Origin of the sequence: Hyphomonas jannaschiana VP2 (assembly GCF_000685215.1) — a bacterium.
Taxonomy (GTDB): Bacteria; Pseudomonadota; Alphaproteobacteria; order Caulobacterales; family Hyphomonadaceae; genus Hyphomonas; species Hyphomonas jannaschiana.
Map to the genome: position 1 here is coordinate 17659 of NZ_ARYJ01000009.1, position 22281 is coordinate 39939.

Below are 22281 nucleotides of genomic sequence, written 5' to 3' on the forward strand. Positions count from 1 at the left end.
GAGTACTTTTTATGTATCGCAGCAGTTACTACAGAATGCGGTACGTCATTCTGGCTGGCAAGCGGTCAGTCCTGTAAGCGGCGTTATGATTTCCCACCCCTGATCATCCTGTGAAATCATGCGGGCGAGTGGCACTCTGCGCCCTCCATCGATCTCCTCACCCGGCGAAAGGGTCAAAGAGACAGGTCGCGAATCTGCGCTGCGAAGAGTCATTCGCGTGAGGAACTGCCCGAAAATGTCGCCGCTCTGCGACTCAACCCCCATCGTCTGTTCCAGCCCCTCAAACACCACTTCCGCGGTATCGGTACCGGCGACATGGAAGAAGACAAAGTGACGAGGTTCATCGCGCGACCAGAGGAACAGGCCGCAGGTTCCCGGTTCAAGTGTCTGGGCCGGCAGCGAATTCGTTGCCACGACATCGGCCGCCGGGCCTGCGCCATTCCTGTTCGCCGGCACTGCAGTGTCTGACGACGCACAGGCAGATACAAACACCAGACTACAAAGCAAAGCTCGAAACATCATTGGCTTCTCTCCCCTTCCCCACTTTCTTGCGAATAAACAAACCGTCCCGCCTCGTTTGTGAAGCCAGCCAACAGCAGAGCACTTGCCTGGTCCTCAGGCACATCCCACAGCTCCAGCCTGCCGCCACCATCCAGATAGGCATTCGCCGAAATCTGCGTGCCATCGACGCCCCGCCCCTCCATGGAGAAAGCAAGCTGCCCCCGATCACAGGACAGCGTGCCGGTCAGTTCTGGCCAGGTCGCTCCGTAAACGGCTGATACGCGTGACAACACATCGGATGTGACACGTCCACTTGCCTCCCGGCACCCTGTACGCCCGGCATCGATCGAGACATTTGTCAGGCGTAATGAAACATCCTGCGCAGGAAAAGAGGCTGAAATGCGTGCCGCATCGAAAGTGAGAGCAGCCTGCCCTTTGCGAATCCGGATGCCGTCGGATGCGAGACTGGCCAGTGCGCTCCCACGTCCGTAGGGGCCACTCCAGCGCACCATATGGCCAGGCTGCCCCTTCAGGACACGCATCAGACTGAAGTCACCCTCAACCGCCCCCGCGACATCTCCACGAACAACGAGCCCCGTAACCTGGCCATGCCAGACCGTTCCGCGAGCTTGCTGCCAGGATACACCCTGCTGAACAAGGCCCGACTGTCTCAAAGCGAACAAGAGCGGAATATTGGCGACAACCGCGCAAGCGAACACACCGACGAACACCGCAGAAAGCAGCAGTTTCTTTCCCATCAGGAACCGCCTCCACGAAATTCGAAGCTTGCCCGGACCGTACCCGACGCATCGGCAAAAACCGATGCCTGTGTCGGCTGCGCGCCCAATTGCCGCTCTGCCATTTCCAACCAGGAAAACAGGGACTGTACAGACGCCTGATCAAATTGAATGATAATCGCGCCGCGCTCATTTGACTGAAGGCGCGAAACAGCAAGGCCGCGCTGGCTGGCAAGATCAACCAGACGCGCCCTGAGGTCTTCACCCGAAACGGATGCAACAGGTAAATCAGTGCCACGGCCACTACCGGCAGGACGCGCCGCCACGACTGCATCCAGCGTCCGGGATGCAACGGCAAGGGACGCTTCTGCACTCTCCCTTGCGGCCAGCAGCGGACGCACAATAAGTACATTCGCCAGCAGAGCGGTTGCCAGAAGGCCTGCACACAGAATTAGGAGACGTTCCCGTACCGACCGGGTGGACCAGTATTCCATCATGACGGTAGCTCCAGGATCAGATCGCCCACGACACGGCCGTCCTCGACCCGAGCATCCCCGAGACGAACGGACAGCCCTCCTGTCTCAATGGATGCCTTCAGCGCCTCATCATCACCAAAAGCGCCATAGACCAACTTGGCCTGCAGTTGGCCGGTTTCAGCATCGTAGCGAAGGCTTGAAAGCCGAGTCCCCTCGGCCTGACCCAGCGCCGCGTACAGGACGCCTGTCATCTGCCTGAAACTGGCTGTCCGCCCTTGTGGTCCTCCAGACCGCTGCCGGACAGCTGTCAGAATGTTTGAAGGAACAGGTTCACCGGGGAAAAGGGCCGTAAAATTGTCGCGTGTCTGCTGAGTCAGCTCTGCCTCCAGACGTTTCATCGTCTGAATACTGGCAAATGTGTAGAGGCCCCAAACGACCGCCAGCGCAGCCGCAAGCCCTGCCAGCAGACGGAAGCGTTTGAAATCCACCGGCAGCTCGGCCTTTCGCGCGAATTCCGCTTGCCGCAAATCTATTCCGGTTTCACCGGACGCTATATATCCGGCCATCAACAGCAGAACATCATCCGGGGTTTCGGTCCTGTGGCCAGCCTTGTCCAGAAGGACCGACACAAGCTCCTCAGGGAGCGACTTGTCGATGGCGAGCCTTACACCTTCCCCGGCAAAGATGATATGGCGGCCAACATCCTGCGGAGGCGCTCCCGCTGGCAGCAACGTCACATCCGGAACGAGATGGGCATCCTCCAGTCCCGCCTCGGCAAGACGCGCCATCCACTGATCCATGAGGGCTTTGGACACAAGACAGGCACCTGCCTGCTCACCACTTTTCCTGCGCGGGTCGATGGCGACATGCAAGGTTTCAACGGGAACGGAGACATCATCCTCAACCGCGAAGCGCGCCGCACGTAACCAGTCCGCACGCCGGTTCCCCACCAACCTCACCTGCGCAAGCGCCACCTCGGTCGCCGGGACAATGATTGTGACCTCATCGGAGCCGGACGGCATGACGTCTGTCCGCTCTACGCTAACGCCTCCCTGGTCAACCGTCGCAAATCGCCAGCCCTCTCCTGGCGCTGGAAGCAAGCCTACAAAATGGCGGGCCATCAGAATTCCCTCCGCACCAGAGATATGAGCGCGACATCGCCGCTTTCGGCGCGCTGGTAAAGTGCCTGATACCCGGTAAGCAGATCTCCGGTTCCAATATCCATATCCGCCGTCAGGAAGCTGGACTTCACTGATAGGGCCGCTTCATTGCGTGCATCCGGCGCAATCCTGTTCACAACATCTTCCACTAAAAAGTCATCCACTTTCAGCCACCCCCCAGTCGGACGGGATTCAATCAGTGAACGGGCATCATCCGCACTCAACTCCGCGGAAAACAGGGAAACCAGAAGCGGCGCCTGCGCAGGCGTCAGCGTATTGATGTTGAGCACTGATTGTTCCCGGCCGGGACGAAGACACACAAGTCCTTCCACCCGCGACCTGACATCCGCATTGAAGCCCGCAACCGATTTCAATTCACTGATGCTGCGCAACTGTGTGTTCGCAGCCCGATACGGCTCCGCCTGAGACGCATAATACCCATCTTCGGCTCCGTAGGTACGCGTGGAGAAATCCGCGTCCACCCAATCCGCCAACTTCTGGCCAAGAGACTGAGCTTCCGCGTTGTTCAGCCCTGCCGCCACCAGCAATGCTTCAAACGGCGCCAGCGCGTTTTCACTCACACCGCCATCCCCGGCCTCATCAATCAGGGCATTCAGATTAAAGCAGTTGGACGCTTCCTGCGCTTGTAACACAACCACACCCCGGCCGGCGGGCAAGGTCACCGGAGTGGCAAGAAGGTCTGACTCCAGGTTCAGAACGCCTTCGGTCACTTTCATCAGGTCCGTCAGGCGCGACGCCGCCGCATTCGCCGCACCACGCGCCACCCAGAAAGTTTCAGCCCGCGAACTGGAAGACTTCGCGATGAGAACGGCACGGGCCAGCGCGTCAGTCGCGGCAATGGCCGCGGCGGACATCAGCATGACGATAACCAGCACTGAAAGCAGGCTCGCGCCCTGTTGCTTGTCAGGTCGCTTGCTCACCCGCCTCCTCCCATGATGAAGAGTTGGGTCAGCACGTCCTTGTCTGAATATTCCAGCTGTAGCTCGATCGCCTTGGGCATGTCTTCAGACCGGCCATCCCATTCAGGCAGCCAATCCCGCCCATTGAAGTAACGCGTTGTCATACGGTCCACACCTGCGGCCAGGACACGTTCCACGTAAGGCGTCTCCGAGGAAGGGTCTGGCCGCAACCAAGCCCGGCGGACCAGAGCCCCATCCTTAAATGAGTATTCGATCGCCAGAAGACTGGAATGGGTATCGTCCGGTACCGGATGGCTCCATCCATCCCGGACCAGAGCGAGAAATGAACCGGATGTGTAACCCGGGCGCTCCGTCTGCCCAGCCAGTGAAATGGCATTGGCAAAATCGTCCCGCATCAGCGTGTGCGCGAGATCCGCGCTACTGACGGCCTCCGTGGTCCGCCCCAGCCGGTCCGACGCCCTGACCGTTCCGATCAGGAGCGTTGAGCCTGCAACAGCAATCATCGAAGTCAGCGCAAGCGCGACAAGCATTTCGATCAGGGTGAAACCGGCATCACGGGTCATGGCGCCACCTTTACCAGCGTATCGCGCATGGCCAGTTGCTGTCCCGTCGTCGCATCGCTCACGATAACCCGGATACCTGCCAGGCCTTCAGGCTCGCGGACTTCTATCTGGCGAACCCATTCAAAACTCTGTCCCCGCTGTTCACTCTGACCAGACATGGACCCCGCGCGCAAAACCTCCGGACTGGTCACCGCCTCGACCAGGCGATTGTCCGCTTCAATACCAGCCAGTGCGAGACTACGTGTGTGCCGCGCATTTGCGGTTGTTTCATTCACCAGATGGGCAAGGCCAATGGCCGCTGTGGAAAACACCATCAGCGCCACCAGCACCTCTGCAAGGGTGAAACCGCGGTCTCTCATCGGACCGGCCGCCCGGTAAGCTCAACATCCCGGGTTTTTGCACCCTTTGCAAACCTCACATCGGGCCCTGACACAATTCCGGAAGCGTCTGCAATAATCTGTGGACGGACTTCATCCGTCTCGCCCTGTTTTTCGGTGACGAGACTTGCGGTCACCCCCCCTGTCAGCCGCCTGACCGTTCCCTGAACTGGCAGCCAGCGTCCATTGATGCGCGTGTAAACCAGGTATGTGTTCTCTTCGAAACGGATGCCTTGTGACTGGCCCCGGGTGATTGCCTGATCCATCGTACGGGCCAGCACCTTTTCGAACTGAGCGGTCTCCGTCTGCAAGGCATCGGGCCGCGATGGCATAACCATCACAACCATGGCGCTTGCCAGCGCCATGATGAACAAGGCGACCATGATCTCCACCAGGGAGAAGCCGCCATCCCGATATAGGCCTCTACGCACGAAACAGCCTATTCCCAGTTACCGATGTCGTCCGCCGTCCCAGGCTTGCCGTCAGGGCCCGAGGAATAGACGTCATAACCGCCGCCAGACCTCTGCCCGGGTACATCATAGTGATAGGGATTGCCCCATGGGTCATCCCGAAGCCGCTTGATATAGCCGCCTGGCCGGTATGTCGCGACATCCGCGCCCGCCGGAGGCGTTTTCAGCGCGGCCAGGCCGGCATCTGCGCTCGGATAAGCGTACATATCGAGGCTGTACATTTCGAGCGCGCTTTCAAAAGCCGCGATGTCCGCACGGACTTTGCCAACACGGGACTGCTCCCCCACGGGGGCCACATTGATGATGACCAGAGTGGCCAGAAGTCCCATGATAAAAATCACGACCATCAGCTCCACAAGGGAAAACCCGCTGTCTTTGCGCGGTTGGGCGTCTTTGTTCGTTTCATCTGACACCATGGCAGTGCCCTCCTATGACATAGCGAGTGTATTGAGTTGCAGAATGGGCAACATGATCGACAGGACAATCAGTCCGACGATACCTCCCATCAGCACAATGATGAGCGGTTCAGCGACTGCCAACAGTGCTGCGGATCCGGTTTCGAACTCTGTGTCGAGAAAGTCGGCTGCCCGGTTCATCATACCCGGAACATCACGCCCGGCTTCTCCGCTGGTGACCATATGTACCATCATCGGCGGAAATGCGCCCGTTGCGGAGAGCGCTGCCGAAAAAGACCCGCCTTCCCGCACACGTTCAGCAATGAAGTCCGCAGCATCCGCAAAGACAGTATTGTTGGCTGCGCCTTTTGCGCCTTCAAGAGATTCCAGCGCTGTAGCGCCTGATGCGGAAAGTGTCGCGAAGACCCGCGCAAAGCGTGCCGCGGCCACAGTGCGCGTCTGCTGCCCTATCAAAGGCAGTTTCAACACGGCGCGGTCAAGGCTGCGCCGCATCGCTGGCTGACGCAGCAAGCGGGCTCCAAGGAAGGAGAGCGCGGCCAGAAGAAGAAGAATAAACAGGCCATATTCCCTGACGCCATTGGAGAGGCCTATGACGATCCGTGTGAGAAGGGGCAACTTTGCGTCAAAAAGGTCGAACTGCTCGACAAGGCGGGGAACGACGACGACCATCAGCGCAACGACCATACCCAAAGCCATGACGGACAACAGCGCTGGATAGATCAATGCCGCACGCACTTTCTGGCGCAGCTGATAGGTACGCTCCAGATACGTAGCGAGACTCTCCATGATGTCGCCGAGCTTGCCGGACATTTCTCCCGCAGACGTGACCGCGCGAACAAGCGGCGGGAAGGCATCGGGCGCGAGCGCCATCGCGTCAGACAGGCGCGCGCCTTCGACGACATCAGCCCGAACGGTATGCACGGCTTTCTGGACGGCAACCGGATTTTCATTCCCGGCACAGGCGCCGAGCGCCTGCTCCACCGCAAGGCCGGATTTCAACAACACCGACATTTGACGAACCAGCAGCACGCGCTGTTTTTCGCTGATGCGGCCGCGGAGAATAACCGACTTCGCCTGTTTCTCCGCTACAGGATTGACATTGAGGACCATCAGCTCCCGAAGCCGCAGCTCTTTACGGGCCGAACGGGCGCTATCGGCGGAGATCACGCCGGAGCGGCGTTTTCCGTCGTTATCAAGGGCAACATACTCAAAGGCGGCCATTACTGACCTCCTTTCCTGCAGGCCCGCAACACCTCCGCAACGCTTGTGTCACCGGAGACGACATAGCGGCGTGCATTGTCCAGCAGACGATCATGATTGGCAAACGCCATCTGATCGATCGCGTCCTCCGACGCGCCATCTCCCAGCAGATTTCGAATGTCCCGGTCTGCAATCAGCAATTCATACACACCTAGGCGGCCGGTAAAGCCGGTCTGACCGCATGCCAGACATCCCTGAGGATCATAGACGGTCAGCTCCGTTTCGCCGCCCAATCCGAGCGCCTCACACTCTGCATGCGTCGCGCTCCGGGACGTCTTGCAGGAAGGGCAGAGCTTTCTCACGAGGCGTTGCGCCATGATCGCACGAAGCGTCGAGGAAAGCAGATAGTCCTCAACGCCCATGTCCCGCAAACGCGTGATCGCACCAGATGCGGAATTGGTATGCAGGGTTGAGAGCGCCAGACGGCCCGTTGACGCAAATTCGAACGTCACTTCCGCGGTTTCAGAGTCCCGGATCTCGCCAACCATAACCACATTCGGATCCTGCCGCAGAATGGATCGCAGCGTGGCGGCAAATGTCAGGCCGACCTTGTGGTCCATCTGGGTCTGACTGATCCCGGGCAATCCATATTCGACCGGGTCTTCCAGAGTCATGATATTGTCACGCCCTGTATTCAGGCGCGAAAGGGCTGAATACAAAGTGGTCGTCTTGCCGGAGCCGACTGGCCCGGTGACCAGAATAACGCCATTGGGCTGACTCAGCGCATCCGTGAACCGCTGATATGTCTCTTCATCCATGCCGAGATCGGTCAGGTCCAGCAGTGCGTTCTTGGTGTCCAGAAGACGCAGGACCACCCGCTCACCATAGCGGGTTGGCAGGGTCGCCACACGTACGTCAATAGATTTTCCGCCTGCGGACAATGAAATCCGCCCATCCTGAGGGAGGCGCTTTTCTGCAATATCCAGTCGCGACATGACCTTGATACGGGAAACAATTGGCGCTGCCAGTTTTCTGGGCGGCGTCAGGACTTCCACAAGGTCTCCATCAATCCGGTAGCGGATCGAGAGCGTGTCCTCAAAAGGATCGATGTGAATATCGGATGCCCTGCGCTTCATCGCCTCATGGATGAGCCCGTTGATCAGCCGGATCACCGGCGCATCGTCCTGCCCATCCAGCAAGTCTGCTGCCTTCGGCAGGTCATCGATCAGGCTTTCCAGTCCGTCGCGTGAATCGGCCGCCGCGTTGACGCTGTCCCCGGCAAGTGCGCCTGAGGCGAAGACGTCAGCCAGTGTCCGTTCGTAGGCGTCACGATCCAGCGCCTCAAGCTGAAACGCCGTGCCGAGCGACCGGCGTGCTTCAACCAGAACCAACGGGTCCGCCCCTGCCCGCACGCCGACAGTCAGCACATCACGCCCAGGCAAGACGACAACGCCCTTGTCCTTGGCAAAGGCATAAGTGAACTGTTCAATGGCGGGGCCGGAAATCATTGGGGCGGCGGACTCCCCAGAACCTGATTGATAAAGCGGTCCAGGGATTCCCCGCTGCTACCCTGACCTTCCCAAAGCTCCTGAGCCCGCAAATAGCGATAGGACCGCGTCGTGGCATCCCGGGCATCGGACCGGCTACGCACGATGGTCGGCCGGATGAAAACCATCAGATTGGTACGTGCAAGCCCTTTACCCTCGGAGCGGAAAAGACGGCCCGCCACAGGAATGTCCCCGAGTACCGGCACCTTTTCGTTCGACATGCTTTCAGTCTGTTCGACCAGACCACCCAGCACAATGATCTCTCCGTCATCGGCGATGACACTGGTCTCAATCTTGCGGGTGTTGAAAATAAGATCCGTAGACGACCCGGTCGTAATCGCCTGGGCGATGTTGGAAACTTCCTGGATGATGTCGAGGCGGATCGTGTCATCATTCGAAATACGGGGCGTGACATTCAGGCCAACACCAACATCCCGGCGTTCAACGGTGCGGAACGGGTTCGAGTTGGAATCTCCCAGCACTTCGCCTGTTGCGACGGGAACTTCCTGCCCCACCAGGAGCGAGGAGGTGCCGTTGTCGAGTGTCATGTTGAATGGTTTGGACAGAATACGCGACTGGGTATCGTTCTCTACGGCTGTCAGGATCGCACCGAACAAAGTGTCGCCGTCCTGCCCACCAACGCCGACACTCAGACCGGACAGCCCAAGCAGGGAGTTGACCGCCGCCTCGGCGAACGGGTTCGTGTCGGTGTCGCCGGTGTTGAAAGGCGTATTGGAACTGAGCGCACCGGCAAGCGCCAGCATGCTGGGCGCAGACCGCGAATAGTTTGTCGACACGAACGGCACTGTGGAATCATTACTGCCAGACACAAGGAACTGGAGGCCAAGCTCCCGCGCCGTATCATCCGACATCTCCACAATGATCGCCTCAACCAACACCTGCGCACGGCGCCGATCCAGATCGGTGATGATGCGCTCCAGCGCGCCGAGCGTTTCCGGAGGGGCGCTGATGACCAGAGAGTTCGTCGGCTCGTGCTGAGCGATGGTCGTAGTCGCATCCACCTCACCGCCTGCCGCTCGCCGCGCGTCCATCGCGACAGCCATTTGCTGCAAAACAGGAACGAGATCGACAGCGTTGGCATTGTTCAGGGGAATAACTCTCAACGAGTCTTCAGTCCGGTCATGGGAGTCGAGCTCACGGCTGACTTCGACGGCACGCCGGACCAGCGCTTCATCGCCCTGCAGAACCACAGCGTTGCCGGACTCCGACGACACCGCCTGGAAGTTGATCGCCGCACCATTCTCTCCGGGCTGAACGGAAAGCGCATTGAGAATACTGGCCATTTCACGTGCCGGCACATTCTTCAGGCTGATGGTTTGCGTAACTGACGGGTCGGCATCGATCTGTTTCAGCATCGCGCGAAGCCGCGGAAGGTTCGAGGCATAGTCCACAACAACAAGCGTGTTGGACGCATTATTCGCGACAACCTGCCCCTGCTCAGCAATCAGCGGCTTGATCACGGCCGCAACATCACGCGCGGACGAGTGCTTCAATGCGAAGATTTCCGTTGTAAACGTGTTGGAGTCCGAAGCGGACACGCTTGCATCCGAGACGGCCTGGCGCTCCGGCACGATCCGATAGGTCGACCGGCCGGCAGGCACCGCCGTGAATCCGTGAACGCGTAGCGCCGACAGGAAGACGTCGAACACCTGGTCCCGCGTCAACGGCGTTGACGACGAAACGGTCACCCGCTTGGTGCGGGCATCAGGATGCACGATAAACGTGTAACCGGTCACGGTCGAAACGTCCGCAATCAGAGCGGAAAGTTCGACATCATCGAAATTCATCACATGACGCGTTGGTTCCGCATTGCTTTCCCCGGCAAGCGCAAATGCACTTGGCGCGGAGGCAGCAAACAGAATTGCGGAGAGGGCGGATTTCAACTTCATAAGCTACGGCTTCTCCGTCAGCGTAAATACCTGATCAATCTGTCGGCCGTCGCGATCGATCCTCAAACGAACTTTCTTTAATGAAGAAAGTTTCATGGCGAGGTCTCCCGGCCCTGTTGAGCCAACAGGAATACCATCCACTGACAGGATGATGTCTCCTGACCGCAGCCCCGACTGTTCCAGAAGCTGCTCATCCCCCCGGCTTCCGACCTCATACCCGACAAAGTCCTGCCCCCGGTGAACCGGGTTGATCGTGAGATTGGCGAGAAAATCGCTGGCTGTCGTGCTGATGATCCGGCCTTCGTCCTCAGGCTGGCTACCCGTCTTCCGAGGCGACGGATCACCAGGTTCAGAAAGAACTGCCAGCCTGTCTGCGCCGCTCCCCATCAACAGAGCTTCGATCTGCCCATTCTTTCGCAAGGTCACGCGATCCCCATACACACGGTCGAGCACCACCCCTTCCAGGATGGTCTCGCCCGGCGCAAAAATGCTCAACCGGTTATTCGGCATCACAATCATCGCAACACCCGTGCCATCTGCCGATGCCCGGACGCCTTTCAGGACAAGATTTAGCTTGGTTTCCGGTGCTTCCTGAACATCTTCAACGGGTTCAGCCACACGGGAGAAAGGGTTCGTCGTGACCAGAAGCGACATGTCTCCGACAAGTTCACGTGCGGTACTGCCCGAAACGGCACTTTGACTCTGAACCATCGGCAACGTGCCAGAAACTGCGCCGCCGGGAACAATCACCAGCCACACGGTCTTGGCCGCAAGAATGGCCAGTCCGGCCACGATGAGCAGCTCGGTAACCATAATTGCAGGCCCGGCAAAACGGACGAGCCCGCGACGGATATTCTCCATCGCGGACCCCCCATTGAACATTCTGGATTCAGATCCAGTCAAATGATCAGAACCTCCGTTTCAGACCAATGCTGAACACAGTGTCCTGCTTGTAAGTGTCCACAAAAACCTTGTCAGGACCGCTTTCCTGATAGGCTTCATAGCTTTCACCGAACAGGTTCTGGACGTTCAGCGAGAATTCGTAGTCTCCGCCGCCCATATTGAAGCCCTTGTTCCACACAAAGTCTACGGTCATTGGCGGTTGTTCGAGGAATGCAGGGATCCCACGAGCGAGGATTTCGCCTGAGCGGATCCTTTCCGAAACGTAATTCACGAGCAGGTTGTATTCTGAACGTGCGCTCTCGTTCAGTAGGCCGACCTGAAGGTTGAACAGGTGTTCTGACTGGCCCTGCAGCTGGCGTCCGTCCAGGATCAGGCCGGAGGCATCTTCAAACCCGCGAACCGGATTGAGATTGGTCCCGACGTTCACAGCAACCTCGCCCACGGCATCAACCGAGGAATCCGACCAGGTGTAGTTGGCCTTCAGTTGCAGTTCGCGATCATCAAAGAATGACCAGCCGGTCCATTGCTGCATGGGCAGCACCTGCTCATATTCGACCTCAAAGCCATAGAGCTCAGCAGCCGGCGCATTGATGAAGCTCGTCTGAACGGTTTCCGCCGGCACGAGGACTTCCTCGATCGGGTTCGTGATGTCCTTGTAGAACAGACCGATCGTCGCGAACTGATCACGTGCGAAATAGTATTCGGCACGCAGGTCGTAGTTCTTGATCGAAGCATTCACCAGGTACGGGTTACCGAAGAAGGTCACATCGGTTTCGGAATTGTTGAACACGGCCGGGGCCAGTTCGCGGAACTGCGGGCGGGTAATCGTTTCCGAATATCCACCCCGGACCTGAACTGCGTCGATCGGGTTCCATGTCAGCGTGACTGCGGGGAACCAGTCCTGCTCATCGATGACGCCTTCCACAAAGTTCGTCGACAGGTCCATACCAATTGATTGCGTATCGACCGCCTGAATCGCATCCTCGAAACGAACGCCGACAGCTGCGCGGATATAAGGCGTGACCTGAGTATCCAGGCCGACATATCCGGCATCAATCTCAAGCGTTGCCAGATAAAGCTGCGGGAAACCGTCGTTCTTGATTTCGGTGATGAAGCCGGGCCCATCCGGTTGGAACAAATAGGCATAGATATAGTCGAGACGGTTTGTCCCAAAGCGGCCATCCGGCCCGGGCGCACCCGCGACACCATTGATGTCATAGATGAAGCTCGTCGCCTTACGGTCATTTTCGACATAAGCGTAACCGGCTTTGAGTTCCGTTTCGCAGAAGAAGAAACAGTCCCCTGCCCGGTCAAGCGGCAGGGTCAGGTCGATGCCGAAGTCCGTGGTGTCATCGTCAATCCGGCTGAACTGCATACGGTTCGCGCTCGGGCTGTTGGACAGCGAGAGGCTACCATCGTCCGCAATACGATAGATGTTCGACAGCTGATACGGGGCATCACGGAGGGCTTCGGAATAGGATCCGCGCCATTCGACTTTCAGGTCATGAAGGCCCGGGAAGAAGTGCTCACCCTGAACCTGGGTCGACCAGAGCTGTTGCTCGATCCACTCAAGATAGTCGTTACGAAGACGCGTATCTTCCTGAGTAAACCCGTCCAGCCCAGTGCTGACAATGCGCGCCTCTTTTTCAGAGGAACGGGTCACCAGCCCTGTGAACTTGATTTCGTGGTTGTCGAACAGATCCACCCCGATCGTGGCCAGTGCGTTCAGGCCGATCGTGTTCTGCGTGGAGTCGCGAGTGAATTTCTGGTTCGGCTCAAGACGGCCGGTGCCGGAGTTGATCGCACCAAAGCTACGCTCACCGCGTTTGGTTTCCCATTCGTTGGAATAGCCACCCGATGCGGTAAAGCCGATGGAAACATCATTGTTCAGATCGACACGCGTGCCGCCTGAGATGTCAAATCCACCGTTCGGGTTTACTTCCCCTTGCTGCATGACCAGCAGAGAGGAATTATCCGTCAGTTGCCGGCCAAATTCGCGGGTCAGTCCATCGGCGACAGACGGACGGTCACGGGAGCCGTCGTCAATGCCCAACCAGTCAGTCTCACCACCATCGTACATCAGGCCATCGCGCAGCGACGTCTGGACGTCGATGCCAGCGCTGACACCAACGGTCAGGAACGGCTCATCGGGAACAGCTTTTGTCCGCAGGTCGACCGTACCGCCGCCGAACTCACCCGGCAGGTTTGGCGAATAGGTCTTCTGCACGAGAACGCTTTTCAGCGTCGAGGTCGGGAACAGGTTCAGCGGCACAACGCGGCGCAGCGGTGCCGGGCTTGGCAGCGGCGATCCGTTCAGCAAAGCTGTCGAATAGCGCTCGTTCAGACCACGAACATAAATGAATTCGTCTTCCGCTGCGGCGATACCCGCCACGCGGGCAAGTGCAGCCGCCGCATCTCCGTCGCCCTGAAGGCTGAAATCGCCCTCGTCAATGAGCGCCGAAACTTCGGACGTGTTGCGCTTTTCGTCCGGAATAAACTGGCCGCGGACAACAACCGTCTGTTGGCGTGCCTCAGTTTCGACTTCGACCGGAGCAGGTTGTTCTTCTACAGCAGCCGCGGGATCGGCGACCGTGGCGTCCTGGGCCAGCGCGGGCGAAATCCACGCCAGACAGGCGCTCGTCAGCAGGACGGAGCGGGCGGACATGAAACGTTTCATCTTGTTTTTCCTGAATGCGAAACTGAACCAGTCGCAAGAAAGAGTGGCTAAGAAAGCAAAAGAGGTGGAGCAGCCGGTACGCGCTGCTCCACCCGATTGCCGGCGCGATAACTAGTTCGCGCTGGTGAGGTTACCTTCCTGATCGATGGACCAGCCAAGGAACCAGGTGTCGTTGGCATCTTCGACAGCACCGATATAGGTCGTCGGCTCCAATTCACCGATGCCGGTCACATCGAACACCGGAACGGCGTTCTCATTGGCACCCGGAACCACACCCGGACGGCCCGAGCGGAAGGTGAAGCCGCTGGTCGTGATCGGGTTACCGGTGACCAGGTTGTTCGCAGCCGTGAAGGTCGGGTCTTCCCCGTCATTCTCCAGGTCGTCGCCGTTTCCGGAGAGGAACCAGGACTGGATCTGAAGATCGCCATTGTCGAAATTCGTGATGGTCTGAGTGTCATCAACATCGATGCCAGCATCCGGCCAGCCGAGAACGATGGCATTGGCAACCGTCCCCATCATGCCGCGGCGGAGCACAGCGCCCGTATCGGCATTCACATCACCACCTGCAATGATCGTGATGTTCGAGATACGCGGTGTGGAAACCGGCGTGGCTGCATTGTCATTGTTCAGGTTGTCACCCTCAAGACCGCGCGGGTCTTCAGAGATGCCGCCCGTTGCAGACGATACACCACCGTAAGCAATGCCGTACTGCAGAGAGCCCTGCCAGCCATCGGTCCAGTCGAACTGGTCGTCGCCGCAACCGGTTGCCAGCATGTGCTTGGCGCTGACGGTGCCGCCGAACCATTCGAAGCAGTCATCCAGGTTGTTGTAGACCTGCACATACTCAACTTCGGTGTTCGAACCGACGCCCTGGAAGGCAATGCCGTTCAGTTCGTCATCATTGGTCAGGCGGACACCGGCATACTCTACGCGGGTGTAGAAGATCTGGCCGGAGTCATCGTCGGAGCTTGCACCGCCGAAGAAGCCCGAAGAGCCTTCGCCAGACTTCTCACAGTCAACCGAGCCGCCGGTTGCACCGGCGTCAGCACAGGCGTTGATCGGTGCACGGCCGTTCAGGATCACACCACCCCAGAGGCCTTTGGTGTCCTGGTCAAACGTACCGGTGCCGGCAATCTTGTCCTTGGAGGTGAAGACAACCGGGCGGGAAGCCGTACCATTCGAGAGGATTTTGGAACCGCGGGTGATGACGAGGTAGTCATCATTGCCCTCAGCGACGACTGTCACACCGGCATCGATGGTCAGGTCGGTCGCAGCAGAACCGGCCACCGGGTTTGCCGGATCGGCACCCTGGTCCACACCGATGAAGACGGCGCCAGACAGTTCGTAGATCAGCTGATCGCCATTCGTCAGGTGCAGGTCGCTCGTGATGGCGTTCGCGCCGCTGATCACACAGAGCTTCTTGCTATCCAGCGTGCCGTTCTGGGTCGTGCCGGACGGGCAGTTTGCCTCGGTTTCCGGGAAAAGCGTGCCCGGCTGAGCGAAGGAGGCCCAGTTGCTGGTCACGGTTTCCGTAGGTGCGAATGCACCGATATAGTCGGTCGTGTCGAAGAAGCTGTCGCCTGAAAGCACGGTCGAAACCGGAACGTTAAGCTCCTGCTGACCCGGGAAGAACTCATCCGTCAGCGTGTTGTTGCCGGTACGAATATTAGCGCTTGCCGGGAATGTCGGGACACCATCTGTGTCGTTGGTGAAGTTCGTCGGGTTGTCGAGGAACAGGCTCTCGATCACCAGGTCACCATCATTATAGTTGGTGAAGGTCTGGGTATCGTCGACGTCCAGGCCGCTTTCGAAGCCGGTCACAATCGTGTTGACCAGACGGCCTTTGGTGCCACGGCGGAGCAGAACGCCCTGCTGGTTACCCGTGGTGCCGACAAGCGTCACGTTGGAGATGCTCGGGTTCGAGAACGGCTCAGCGGCATTTGCATTGTTCAGGTTGTCTGCTTCGATGCCGCGCGGATCTTCCGAAGACGGATTGGTGGAGCGAACAACCGCGAATTGGAGCTTGCCGGACCAGCCGTCCGTCCAGTCGATCGAGTCATCGCCGGTGCCCGTGGCCACGAAGTATTTCACACCGACGGTCCCGCCGAACCACTCTACAGCGTCGTCAAGATTGTTGTGGACCTGAATGTGATCAACCGTCGTGCCTGCGCCAACGCCCTGGAACGCGATGCCATTCAGTTCGTCTTCCGTGGTGAGACGCGAGCCTGCATATTCCACAGACACATACTGAAGCGTGCCGGAATTGTCGTTGGCCTGGTCACCGCCGAAGAGACCGGACGACCCCTCGCCGGACTTTTCACATTCGGCCGTGCCGCCCGTTGCCGTAGCGCTGGAGCAGGCGTTGATCGGCGCAAAACCGTTCAGCACCAGACCGCCCCACTGCGCGGTCGTGCTGGCTTCAGTGATGCTGGAACCGGTTTCTTCGTCATTCAGCTTGGCGCGGGACGTAAAGCGGATCGGGTTGGAAGCCGTACCAACAGCTTCAATGCGGGAACCGCGGGAAACGACCATATAGTCGTCGGTGGCCGTTGCCGTACCGGATGCGGAAGCCCCGAAGAAGCGCACGCCTTCACCAACGGTGAGGATGGCAGCCGTTCCGCCGTTCGCCGTATCAGACCCGATGAAGACCGGGCCACGGATCGCAATCGTCGTGTTCGCAGGAATGTTGATGTCGGTCGTCACGATGGTCGAACCGGAACCGCTGCCGAGCGCACAGACGAGCACGTCGGAAAAGCCATCAGCCGCAATCGCATCGAGGGTCGTCTCGCTGGTGCCAGTCGGACAACCAGCCGTCGGAACCAGATCGATCGTCGCAGATGCCGGCGGTGGCGGAGGCGGAGGCGGCGGAGGGCTAACCGGCGTGGTCGGCTGGCCGGGCGACGAGATGGTCGTGTCCGAGCATGCGGCCAGCGTCAGAATGGCGAGGCTCGCCATCGTTGCCAGCTTCAGTGATTTGCGGATTTTCATGAAACTTCCCTCTAAGACCCCTGCACCGGAGCCGCTATGTATCCCTTGTCCGGCATGCGCGAGCCCCCGAATCCCCGTGGAAAACTCCCGACGCCGTCGCGGCTTATGGCAGCGCAGGTTTACGGTTGCGAAACGGTTTGATTAAGTTTTTGTGACGGACACAGATGGGGACAGAAACGCCCCGGAGGCCCGGAATATCTTGAGGTCCGCAAGCTGCGGAAGGCATGCGAAAGCCTCTGGCTACCTGCCAGGCAACGCCAGGTTTCAGGTTTTCTGTCTTACGGAATTTACCTTACCGGCTCGCCCTCAAGGACCTGATCCAGCGGGATCTGCATCAACAGGCCGTCACGCGCAAAGAACAGGGTCTTGCCATCACCCGACAGGCCGGGGCCGAACTCATTGGCTTCGGAATTCAGGGGCGCTCCCGGGTTTTCAGGCGGGCTCCATGTTCCATCCGCAAGCCGTGTACTGGTCCAGATGTCAGCCCCGCCCGCCTTTGGTGATCTGTGGGAGTAAAAGAAAAGCCGGTTACCGTCCGCTGTAATCACAGCATGGTCATCGGTCCGAATGTCATTGAGGTCCGTCAGGAAGCGCGTGATCTTCCATTCGCCGGATCCGTCCTGATGGGCCTCCCCGAGGCCATAGCCAAATCCATCCATTTCCGGGCGATTGGACACATAGATCATTGTGCCGTCCTCAGCGACCGACGCGATGGTCTCATTCGCGCCGGTATTGATCTCGCCCTCAAGCGGTTCTGCCTCTCCCCACGACTCACCATCCCAGGTAACCCGCCAGATGTTGAGGTCTTTTCCCTTGAAAGGCGGTGGCATTTCAGCATCTGTCGCGAACAGGAGAGATCCGTCCTGACGGTTGAAACTGGCTCCCTTCAGGCGGCGGCGGGCCGGAAGGTCCATGCGCTTCGGCTCCGACCACTCACCTTTCGTGCGGTGCATTTCATAGAGCCAGGCCTCGTCACCATTCTCCTTGGTGAAGATCCGGATCATCCCGTCCGGACTCTCTGTCAGGGAATAGGAAGGCTGGCGGATGTCCGGCGTCTCTGCGTCCGGGAAAACTTTCACGGGGCCTTGCGGCGGGGCCTCGGAACAGGCTCCGAAGAAGCAAAGAGACGCGACACCAGCCGCCAGGATCTTGATCTTCATGGACTTCATTTCCTCAGGTGAGAAGGCCTACCGGCACGTCCAGCGCCTCAGCGAGTCGCTTGGCGGTCTTCAGCCCGAAAGGCATGCCACGTTCCATGGCGGAGATATGGTTTGCGCGGATACCACAAAGCGAACTCAGTTCCTTCTGTGTCATCAGCCGGTACTGGCGAAGCGCCCGGACAGGGTTTTCGCCCTGCTCGATCTGTTTGAGCACATCTTCCGGAATGTCAGGCTGTGTACTCTGAACAGCCGCTGCCTGCCTGGCTTCGACCTCGCTTAGCCGGCGCTCAAGCTCCTGTACCGTTTTCTCAAGATCCAGAATTTTGAGTTCCAGGGAGTAAACAAAGTGATCGTCGCTCGGCATGGGTCTTTCCAACTTCAGGCAGGCACCCTTAGAAGCCCATGCCGAAAGTTTGATGTCAGAAATATAAAGCTTCTTTGACGGTCTCCCCGCCCCGGAAATCTGCCTGTCCGGAGAGCATGCAACAGCCCGCCGGGGCCGTCATGCCGACTGAAAATCCGGCAATTACAAATGTGTAAGCCCATTGACCGGCGCCATGCCACACATTAAATGACCGACCAGTCAGTTATTATCCAGGTGAGCCATGCTCCGGGCCAGAAGTGACGCAGCGAAGGACAAACGCCGGCAGGCGCTCCTCACGGCTGCGCTTGACGAAGTTTTCGAGAAGGGCTTCGCAGCGACGCGCATGGACGATGTCGCCAGGCGCGCCGGCCTGTCCAAGGGCACACTCTACCTCTATTTCGACTCGAAAGAGGCCCTGTTTCAGGGGCTGATCGAATCCCTCGCTTACCCGAATCTGGAAATCGTCGAACAGATCACCGAACAGGCAGAGACGCTGCAGGAAGCTCTGCAGGGCATCCGGCAGTTCGCTCCCACGCTGATCCGGCAGACGGACCTGCCCCGGCTGATGAAGGTCCTGATCGGCGACAGCCAGCTCTTTCCAGATCTGGTCCGCGCCTACCGGGAAGACCTGATCGAGCGGGTGCTGGCGATGATTGCCGCCCTGCTCAGCCGCGCAGACGCGCGCGGTGAAGCCAACATTGCAGATCCTGAGCTGACGGCCCGCCTGATCATGGCGCCGATCATCTTCTCCGCACTCTGGCAGGGGGTCTTCAACCAGAACTCCGAAGCGGATGTCGATCTCGACAAGCTTTTCGAAATTCACGAGCAGATGATGCTCAAAGCCCTGGAAATCCGATGCGTATCATGACCCCGTTTCTGAAGCCTGCCACACTGGCGGCCGGCTTTCTTCTGCTGAGCGTCACCGGCTGCAGCCAGCAGGACGAGCCGGTCCATCTCGGCTATGTCGAAGCGGACTGGACCTATGTCGCCGCGCCTGCCGCCGGACGGATCATCGACCAGACGGTCAGCGAAGGCAGCCGCGTCGCACAAGGCGACTTTCTGTTTCAGCTCGACAGCACAGCCGAAGAAGCCGCTGTGTCCGAAGCAGGCGCCAGGCTGAACCAGGCCGAAGCGCAAGCCGAAGACCTCAGCACCGGCGCCCGCCCGCCCGAGATCAAACGGCTTGAGGCCCAGCTGTCAGCGGCCCGGGCCCGGCTGGAGAAAGCAACCAGCGAACGCGACCGGATTCTCCCATTGGTCGATCAGGGCTTTGCCCCGAAATCCCAGCGCGACACGGTCGAAGCGGAATACGACGCGGCCACGGCCGCCGTTCATGCGGCCGAACAGGACCTGAAAGTCGCCGCCCTTCCGGGCCGCGACGCCTCCCGCGAGGCCGCAAACGCCGCCACAAGATCGGCCGAAGCCGCAAAGGCCGCCGCCGAATACCGGCTCAATGAAAGACGCACGATGGCCCCGGTCGGCGGCCGGGTGGAGGAAGTCTTTTTCCGCAAAGGCGAGTTTGTGACACCCGGCGCGCCGGTTCTGGCGATCCTGCCCGACGATGCCCTCAAAGTCCGTTTCTATGTTCCGGAGACGGACCTTTCTGCATTGAACGTCGGCGACTCCGTCTCCGTGACCGCCGACGGGCTCGCCAGTCCGGTCAGCGCGAACATCTCCTTCATCGCTCATGAGGCGGAATTCGCCCCGCCGGTCATCTATGCGCGCCATTCCCGGGAGAAGCTTGTCTTCATGGTCGAGGCGAAAGTCCCGGTTGGCGCCGGCCTTCACCCGGGACTGCCGGTCGAGGTCAATTGGTGATGGCCACAGATTACGCCATTGACGTCCACGGGCTGGTCAAGCGGTTTGGCAACAAAACGGCTGTCGCGGGGGTCGACATCCAGATGCCACGCGGCGAGGTCTGGGGCTTCCTCGGCCCGAACGGGTCCGGCAAGACGACGACGATCCGGATGATCTGTGGCCTCCTGCGGGTCACCGAGGGGACGGGCCAATGCCTCGGCTATGACATCCGGAAGGACGCCGCCCAGATCCGTGAACTGACCGGCTATATGACCCAGAAATTCTCCTTCTGGACGGATATGACGATCCGGGAAAACCTTGAATTCGTGGCCCGGCTCTACCGCCTGCCCCATACAAGACAAACGGTGGACGAGACCCTTGAAACCCTCGGTCTGACACACCGCCAGCATCAGCTGTCCGGCGCCCTCTCTGGCGGATGGAAGCAGCGTCTCGCCCTTGCGGCCGTGACCATGCATGACCCGAAACTCCTCCTGCTGGACGAGCCGACCGCCGGCGTCGACCCACAGGCGCGGCGCGACTTCTGGGACGAGATTCATCACCTCTCCCTGAAGGGCATGACCGTGCTGGTATCGACCCATTACATGGACGAAGCCGAACGCTGCGACCGCATCGTCTATCTCGCCCATGGCGAAAAGATCATCGAAGGCCGGGTGCCTGACGTGATCGACCGGTCCGGCCTGCTGACCTTCCGGGGCGAAGGCGCCGGCGTCCGCCGCCTGGCCGATGACATCAAGCACGAACCGGGTGTCGAACATGTCGCCTATTTCGGGTCCGCCCTCCATGTCAGCGGCCGGAACCGCGCCGCCATTCAGGCTGCCATCGACAAGCATCCGACAGATGACGTCAGCTGGAACGAGGTGCGCACGAGCCTCGAAGACGCCTTCATCGCCCTCAGCGCGGAAGCCGGTGAAGACAAACGGGTGCACGCATGACCGGCCTCTTCCGATCATTCGGCCGCATCTGGGCGGTGTTCATGAAGGAAACGGTGCAGATCCGGCGCGACCGCCTGACCTTTGCCGTCATGTTCGGCATACCGATCATGCAGCTGATCCTGTTCGGCTATGCCATCAACATGAATCCCAAACACCTGCCCGCGGCGCTGCTGGTGGAAGAGCAGACCCCCATTGTCCGCACCATGGTCCAATCTTTGAGGACGTCCGACTATTATGACTTCGTCATGCAGACGGACGATCCGCGCGAAACGGGCGACCTGCTGGCCCGCGGCGAGGTCGCCTTTGTTGTCTCCATTCCGTCAGGCTTCACGCGCAAGCTGGTTCGGGGCGAACGTCCGCAGCTGCTGATCGAAGCCGATGCCACCGATCCCGCCGCCGCATCGGGTGCCGTCGCTTTCGCGCAGACGATCCTGACGGATGCCCTGCGCCACGACCTGAAAGGGCCGCTGGCCAGTCTTGCCGCCGGGCCGCCGCCTTTCGACCTTGTGGTTCACCAGAAATACAATCCTGAAGCCAAGACCAGCTACAATATCGTGCCCGGCCTGCTGGGTGTGATCCTCACCATGACGCTGGTGATGATCACCGCCATCGCGATGACGCGGGAGTCCGAACAGGGCACAATCGAGAATCTCCTCGCCATGCCCGTGAAGCCGATCGAGGTCATGCTGGGCAAGATCCTGCCCTATGTCGTGGTCGGGGCCGGGCAGACCCTTTTGATCCTGCTCGCGGCACGGATCCTGTTCAACGTGCCCTTTATCGGAAATCCGTGGATCCTGTTCCTCGGCGTCTCCGTCTTCGTGCTGGCAAACCTTGCGCTTGGCTTCACCTTCTCGACCATCGCCCGCACGCAGATGCAGGCCATGCAGCTGACCTTCTTCTTCTTCCTGCCCTCGATCCTGCTGTCCGGCTTCATGTTCCCGTTCCGCGGCATGCCGGAATGGGCGCAGACCATCGGGGAAGTCCTGCCGCTGACACACTTCCTGCGTATCGTGCGTGGGGTCATGCTGAAGGATACCAGCCTCGCCCAATTGCAGGCGCCGATCCTCGCCCTGTGCCTCTTCACGGCCGTTGCTGTCAGCATTGCCATGCTCCGCTACCGGCGGACACTCGACTAGGAACA

The 22281-nt window shown here is 59.5% G+C and carries 22 protein-coding genes; 5 read left to right on the forward strand and 17 right to left on the reverse strand.

All coding sequences use genetic code 11. The features are described from left to right. Window positions 1–45: 45 nt before the first annotated feature. From HJA_RS13285 to HJA_RS13350, 14 genes are read right to left on the reverse strand one after another with little or no spacing between them, the layout of a single operon-like run. The gene (locus HJA_RS13285) at window positions 46–522 is read right to left on the reverse strand and encodes a hypothetical protein (RefSeq protein WP_155839997.1); all 477 of its coding nucleotides are present in this window, start codon (window positions 520–522) and stop codon (window positions 46–48) included. Beyond that, window positions 519–1259, reverse strand: coding sequence for a type II secretion system protein N (gene gspN, locus HJA_RS13290; protein ID WP_035583141.1), 741 nt, complete (start codon window positions 1257–1259; stop codon window positions 519–521). The genes HJA_RS13285 and gspN overlap by 4 nt, the downstream gene beginning before the upstream one ends. Next, window positions 1259–1735, reverse strand: coding sequence for a type II secretion system protein GspM (gene gspM, locus HJA_RS13295; protein ID WP_035583143.1), 477 nt, complete (start codon window positions 1733–1735; stop codon window positions 1259–1261). Before gspM ends, gspN begins: the two co-directional genes overlap by 1 nt. Continuing rightward, window positions 1732–2835 (reverse strand): type II secretion system protein GspL, encoded by a 1104-nt coding sequence (gene gspL, locus HJA_RS13300; protein WP_035583144.1) that lies wholly within the window; start codon window positions 2833–2835, stop codon window positions 1732–1734. The genes gspM and gspL overlap by 4 nt, the downstream gene beginning before the upstream one ends. Continuing rightward, window positions 2835–3815: a type II secretion system minor pseudopilin GspK gene (gene gspK / locus HJA_RS13305; protein WP_035583146.1), complete on the reverse strand. Its 981-nt coding sequence runs from the start codon at window positions 3813–3815 to the stop codon at window positions 2835–2837. The genes gspL and gspK overlap by 1 nt, the downstream gene beginning before the upstream one ends. Beyond that, window positions 3812–4378 (reverse strand): type II secretion system minor pseudopilin GspJ, encoded by a 567-nt coding sequence (gene gspJ / locus HJA_RS13310; protein ID WP_035583148.1) that lies wholly within the window; start codon window positions 4376–4378, stop codon window positions 3812–3814. Before gspJ ends, gspK begins: the two co-directional genes overlap by 4 nt. Then, on the reverse strand, window positions 4375–4737 hold the full coding sequence (gene gspI, locus HJA_RS13315; protein WP_035583151.1) for a type II secretion system minor pseudopilin GspI: 363 nt from the start codon (window positions 4735–4737) through the stop codon (window positions 4375–4377). The genes gspJ and gspI overlap by 4 nt, the downstream gene beginning before the upstream one ends. After that, window positions 4734–5186: a PulJ/GspJ family protein gene (locus HJA_RS13320; protein WP_162177068.1), complete on the reverse strand. Its 453-nt coding sequence runs from the start codon at window positions 5184–5186 to the stop codon at window positions 4734–4736. The genes gspI and HJA_RS13320 overlap by 4 nt, the downstream gene beginning before the upstream one ends. Before the next feature lie 8 nt (window positions 5187–5194). Further along, window positions 5195–5641 (reverse strand): type II secretion system major pseudopilin GspG, encoded by a 447-nt coding sequence (gene gspG / locus HJA_RS13325; RefSeq protein ID WP_035583157.1) that lies wholly within the window; start codon window positions 5639–5641, stop codon window positions 5195–5197. 12 nt (window positions 5642–5653) lie between these two features. Next, the gene (locus HJA_RS13330) at window positions 5654–6862 is read right to left on the reverse strand and encodes a type II secretion system F family protein (protein WP_035583159.1); all 1209 of its coding nucleotides are present in this window, start codon (window positions 6860–6862) and stop codon (window positions 5654–5656) included. Beyond that, window positions 6862–8349, reverse strand: a complete 1488-nt coding sequence (locus HJA_RS13335; RefSeq protein ID WP_035583161.1) for a GspE/PulE family protein — start codon at window positions 8347–8349, stop codon at window positions 6862–6864. The genes HJA_RS13330 and HJA_RS13335 overlap by 1 nt, the downstream gene beginning before the upstream one ends. After that, window positions 8346–10298, reverse strand: a complete 1953-nt coding sequence (gene gspD, locus HJA_RS13340) for a type II secretion system secretin GspD (RefSeq protein WP_035583163.1) — start codon at window positions 10296–10298, stop codon at window positions 8346–8348. Before gspD ends, HJA_RS13335 begins: the two co-directional genes overlap by 4 nt. A 3-nt stretch (window positions 10299–10301) precedes the next feature. Then, a complete protein-coding gene (locus HJA_RS13345) occupies window positions 10302–11159 on the reverse strand; it encodes a type II secretion system protein N (RefSeq protein WP_162177069.1) in 858 nt (285 codons plus the stop codon). Between the two features lie 46 nt (window positions 11160–11205). Then, complete coding sequence (locus tag HJA_RS13350; protein ID WP_051597693.1) at window positions 11206–13878, reverse strand: TonB-dependent receptor domain-containing protein; 2673 nt, start codon at window positions 13876–13878, stop codon at window positions 11206–11208. Between HJA_RS13350 and HJA_RS18820 the strand changes: the two genes are divergently transcribed. Beyond that, window positions 13865–13993 (forward strand): hypothetical protein, encoded by a 129-nt coding sequence (locus HJA_RS18820; protein ID WP_277813108.1) that lies wholly within the window; start codon window positions 13865–13867, stop codon window positions 13991–13993. The genes HJA_RS13350 and HJA_RS18820 overlap by 14 nt on opposite strands. On the opposite strand, the gene HJA_RS13355 is transcribed toward HJA_RS18820, so the two are convergent. The 3 genes from HJA_RS13355 to HJA_RS13365 form a co-directional block, all read right to left on the reverse strand. Beyond that, window positions 13990–16866, reverse strand: coding sequence for a hypothetical protein (locus HJA_RS13355; RefSeq protein ID WP_035583167.1), 2877 nt, complete (start codon window positions 16864–16866; stop codon window positions 13990–13992). The two genes, HJA_RS18820 and HJA_RS13355, sit on opposite strands and share 4 nt — an antisense overlap. Window positions 16867–17153: 287 nt before the next feature. Beyond that, window positions 17154–18026 carry a TolB-like translocation protein gene (locus tag HJA_RS13360; protein ID WP_162177070.1) on the reverse strand — a complete coding sequence of 291 codons (873 nt, stop codon included), beginning with the start codon at window positions 18024–18026 and terminating at the stop codon, window positions 17154–17156. 13 nt (window positions 18027–18039) lie between these two features. Continuing rightward, window positions 18040–18390: a helix-turn-helix domain-containing protein gene (locus tag HJA_RS13365; protein ID WP_035583170.1), complete on the reverse strand. Its 351-nt coding sequence runs from the start codon at window positions 18388–18390 to the stop codon at window positions 18040–18042. 241 nt (window positions 18391–18631) lie between these two features. Between HJA_RS13365 and HJA_RS13370 the strand changes: the two genes are divergently transcribed. The 4 genes from HJA_RS13370 to HJA_RS13385 are packed head-to-tail and all read left to right on the forward strand — an operon-like array spanning window position 18632 to window position 22276. Next, on the forward strand, window positions 18632–19258 hold the full coding sequence (locus HJA_RS13370) for a TetR/AcrR family transcriptional regulator (protein ID WP_035583172.1): 627 nt from the start codon (window positions 18632–18634) through the stop codon (window positions 19256–19258). Further along, a complete protein-coding gene (locus tag HJA_RS13375) occupies window positions 19255–20208 on the forward strand; it encodes an HlyD family secretion protein (RefSeq protein ID WP_162177071.1) in 954 nt (317 codons plus the stop codon). Before HJA_RS13370 ends, HJA_RS13375 begins: the two co-directional genes overlap by 4 nt. Continuing rightward, window positions 20208–21140: an ABC transporter ATP-binding protein gene (locus HJA_RS13380; protein WP_035583176.1), complete on the forward strand. Its 933-nt coding sequence runs from the start codon at window positions 20208–20210 to the stop codon at window positions 21138–21140. Before HJA_RS13375 ends, HJA_RS13380 begins: the two co-directional genes overlap by 1 nt. Then, a complete protein-coding gene (locus tag HJA_RS13385; protein WP_035583178.1) occupies window positions 21137–22276 on the forward strand; it encodes an ABC transporter permease in 1140 nt (379 codons plus the stop codon). The genes HJA_RS13380 and HJA_RS13385 overlap by 4 nt, the downstream gene beginning before the upstream one ends. Window positions 22277–22281 lie beyond the last annotated feature (5 nt).

What these genes read in the sequence shown, in the direction of transcription:
- gspG (WP_035583157.1), bottom strand. Translation starts at nt 5,641, where the DNA reads ATGGTGTCAGATGAAACGAACAAAGACGCCCAACCGCGCAAAGACAGC.
- gspL (WP_035583144.1), bottom strand. Translation starts at nt 2,835, where the DNA reads ATGGCCCGCCATTTTGTAGGCTTGCTTCCAGCGCCAGGAGAGGGCTGG.
- HJA_RS13345 (WP_162177069.1), bottom strand. Translation starts at nt 11,159, where the DNA reads ATGGAGAATATCCGTCGCGGGCTCGTCCGTTTTGCCGGGCCTGCAATT.
- HJA_RS13355 (WP_035583167.1), bottom strand. Translation starts at nt 16,866, where the DNA reads ATGAAAATCCGCAAATCACTGAAGCTGGCAACGATGGCGAGCCTCGCC.
- HJA_RS13360 (WP_162177070.1), bottom strand. Translation starts at nt 18,026, where the DNA reads ATGAAGATCAAGATCCTGGCGGCTGGTGTCGCGTCTCTTTGCTTCTTC.
- gspM (WP_035583143.1), bottom strand. Translation starts at nt 1,735, where the DNA reads ATGATGGAATACTGGTCCACCCGGTCGGTACGGGAACGTCTCCTAATT.
- HJA_RS13285 (WP_155839997.1), bottom strand. Translation starts at nt 522, where the DNA reads ATGATGTTTCGAGCTTTGCTTTGTAGTCTGGTGTTTGTATCTGCCTGT.
- gspI (WP_035583151.1), bottom strand. Translation starts at nt 4,737, where the DNA reads ATGAGAGACCGCGGTTTCACCCTTGCAGAGGTGCTGGTGGCGCTGATG.
- HJA_RS13335 (WP_035583161.1), bottom strand. Translation starts at nt 8,349, where the DNA reads ATGATTTCCGGCCCCGCCATTGAACAGTTCACTTATGCCTTTGCCAAG.
- HJA_RS13350 (WP_051597693.1), bottom strand. Translation starts at nt 13,878, where the DNA reads ATGAAACGTTTCATGTCCGCCCGCTCCGTCCTGCTGACGAGCGCCTGT.
- HJA_RS13365 (WP_035583170.1), bottom strand. Translation starts at nt 18,390, where the DNA reads ATGCCGAGCGACGATCACTTTGTTTACTCCCTGGAACTCAAAATTCTG.
- HJA_RS13380 (WP_035583176.1), top strand. Translation starts at nt 20,208, where the DNA reads ATGGCCACAGATTACGCCATTGACGTCCACGGGCTGGTCAAGCGGTTT.
- HJA_RS13385 (WP_035583178.1), top strand. Translation starts at nt 21,137, where the DNA reads ATGACCGGCCTCTTCCGATCATTCGGCCGCATCTGGGCGGTGTTCATG.
- HJA_RS18820 (WP_277813108.1), top strand. Translation starts at nt 13,865, where the DNA reads ATGAAACGTTTCATCTTGTTTTTCCTGAATGCGAAACTGAACCAGTCG.
- HJA_RS13330 (WP_035583159.1), bottom strand. Translation starts at nt 6,862, where the DNA reads ATGGCCGCCTTTGAGTATGTTGCCCTTGATAACGACGGAAAACGCCGC.
- gspN (WP_035583141.1), bottom strand. Translation starts at nt 1,259, where the DNA reads ATGGGAAAGAAACTGCTGCTTTCTGCGGTGTTCGTCGGTGTGTTCGCT.
- gspJ (WP_035583148.1), bottom strand. Translation starts at nt 4,378, where the DNA reads ATGACCCGTGATGCCGGTTTCACCCTGATCGAAATGCTTGTCGCGCTT.
- HJA_RS13370 (WP_035583172.1), top strand. Translation starts at nt 18,632, where the DNA reads ATGCTCCGGGCCAGAAGTGACGCAGCGAAGGACAAACGCCGGCAGGCG.
- gspD (WP_035583163.1), bottom strand. Translation starts at nt 10,298, where the DNA reads ATGAAGTTGAAATCCGCCCTCTCCGCAATTCTGTTTGCTGCCTCCGCG.
- HJA_RS13375 (WP_162177071.1), top strand. Translation starts at nt 19,255, where the DNA reads ATGACCCCGTTTCTGAAGCCTGCCACACTGGCGGCCGGCTTTCTTCTG.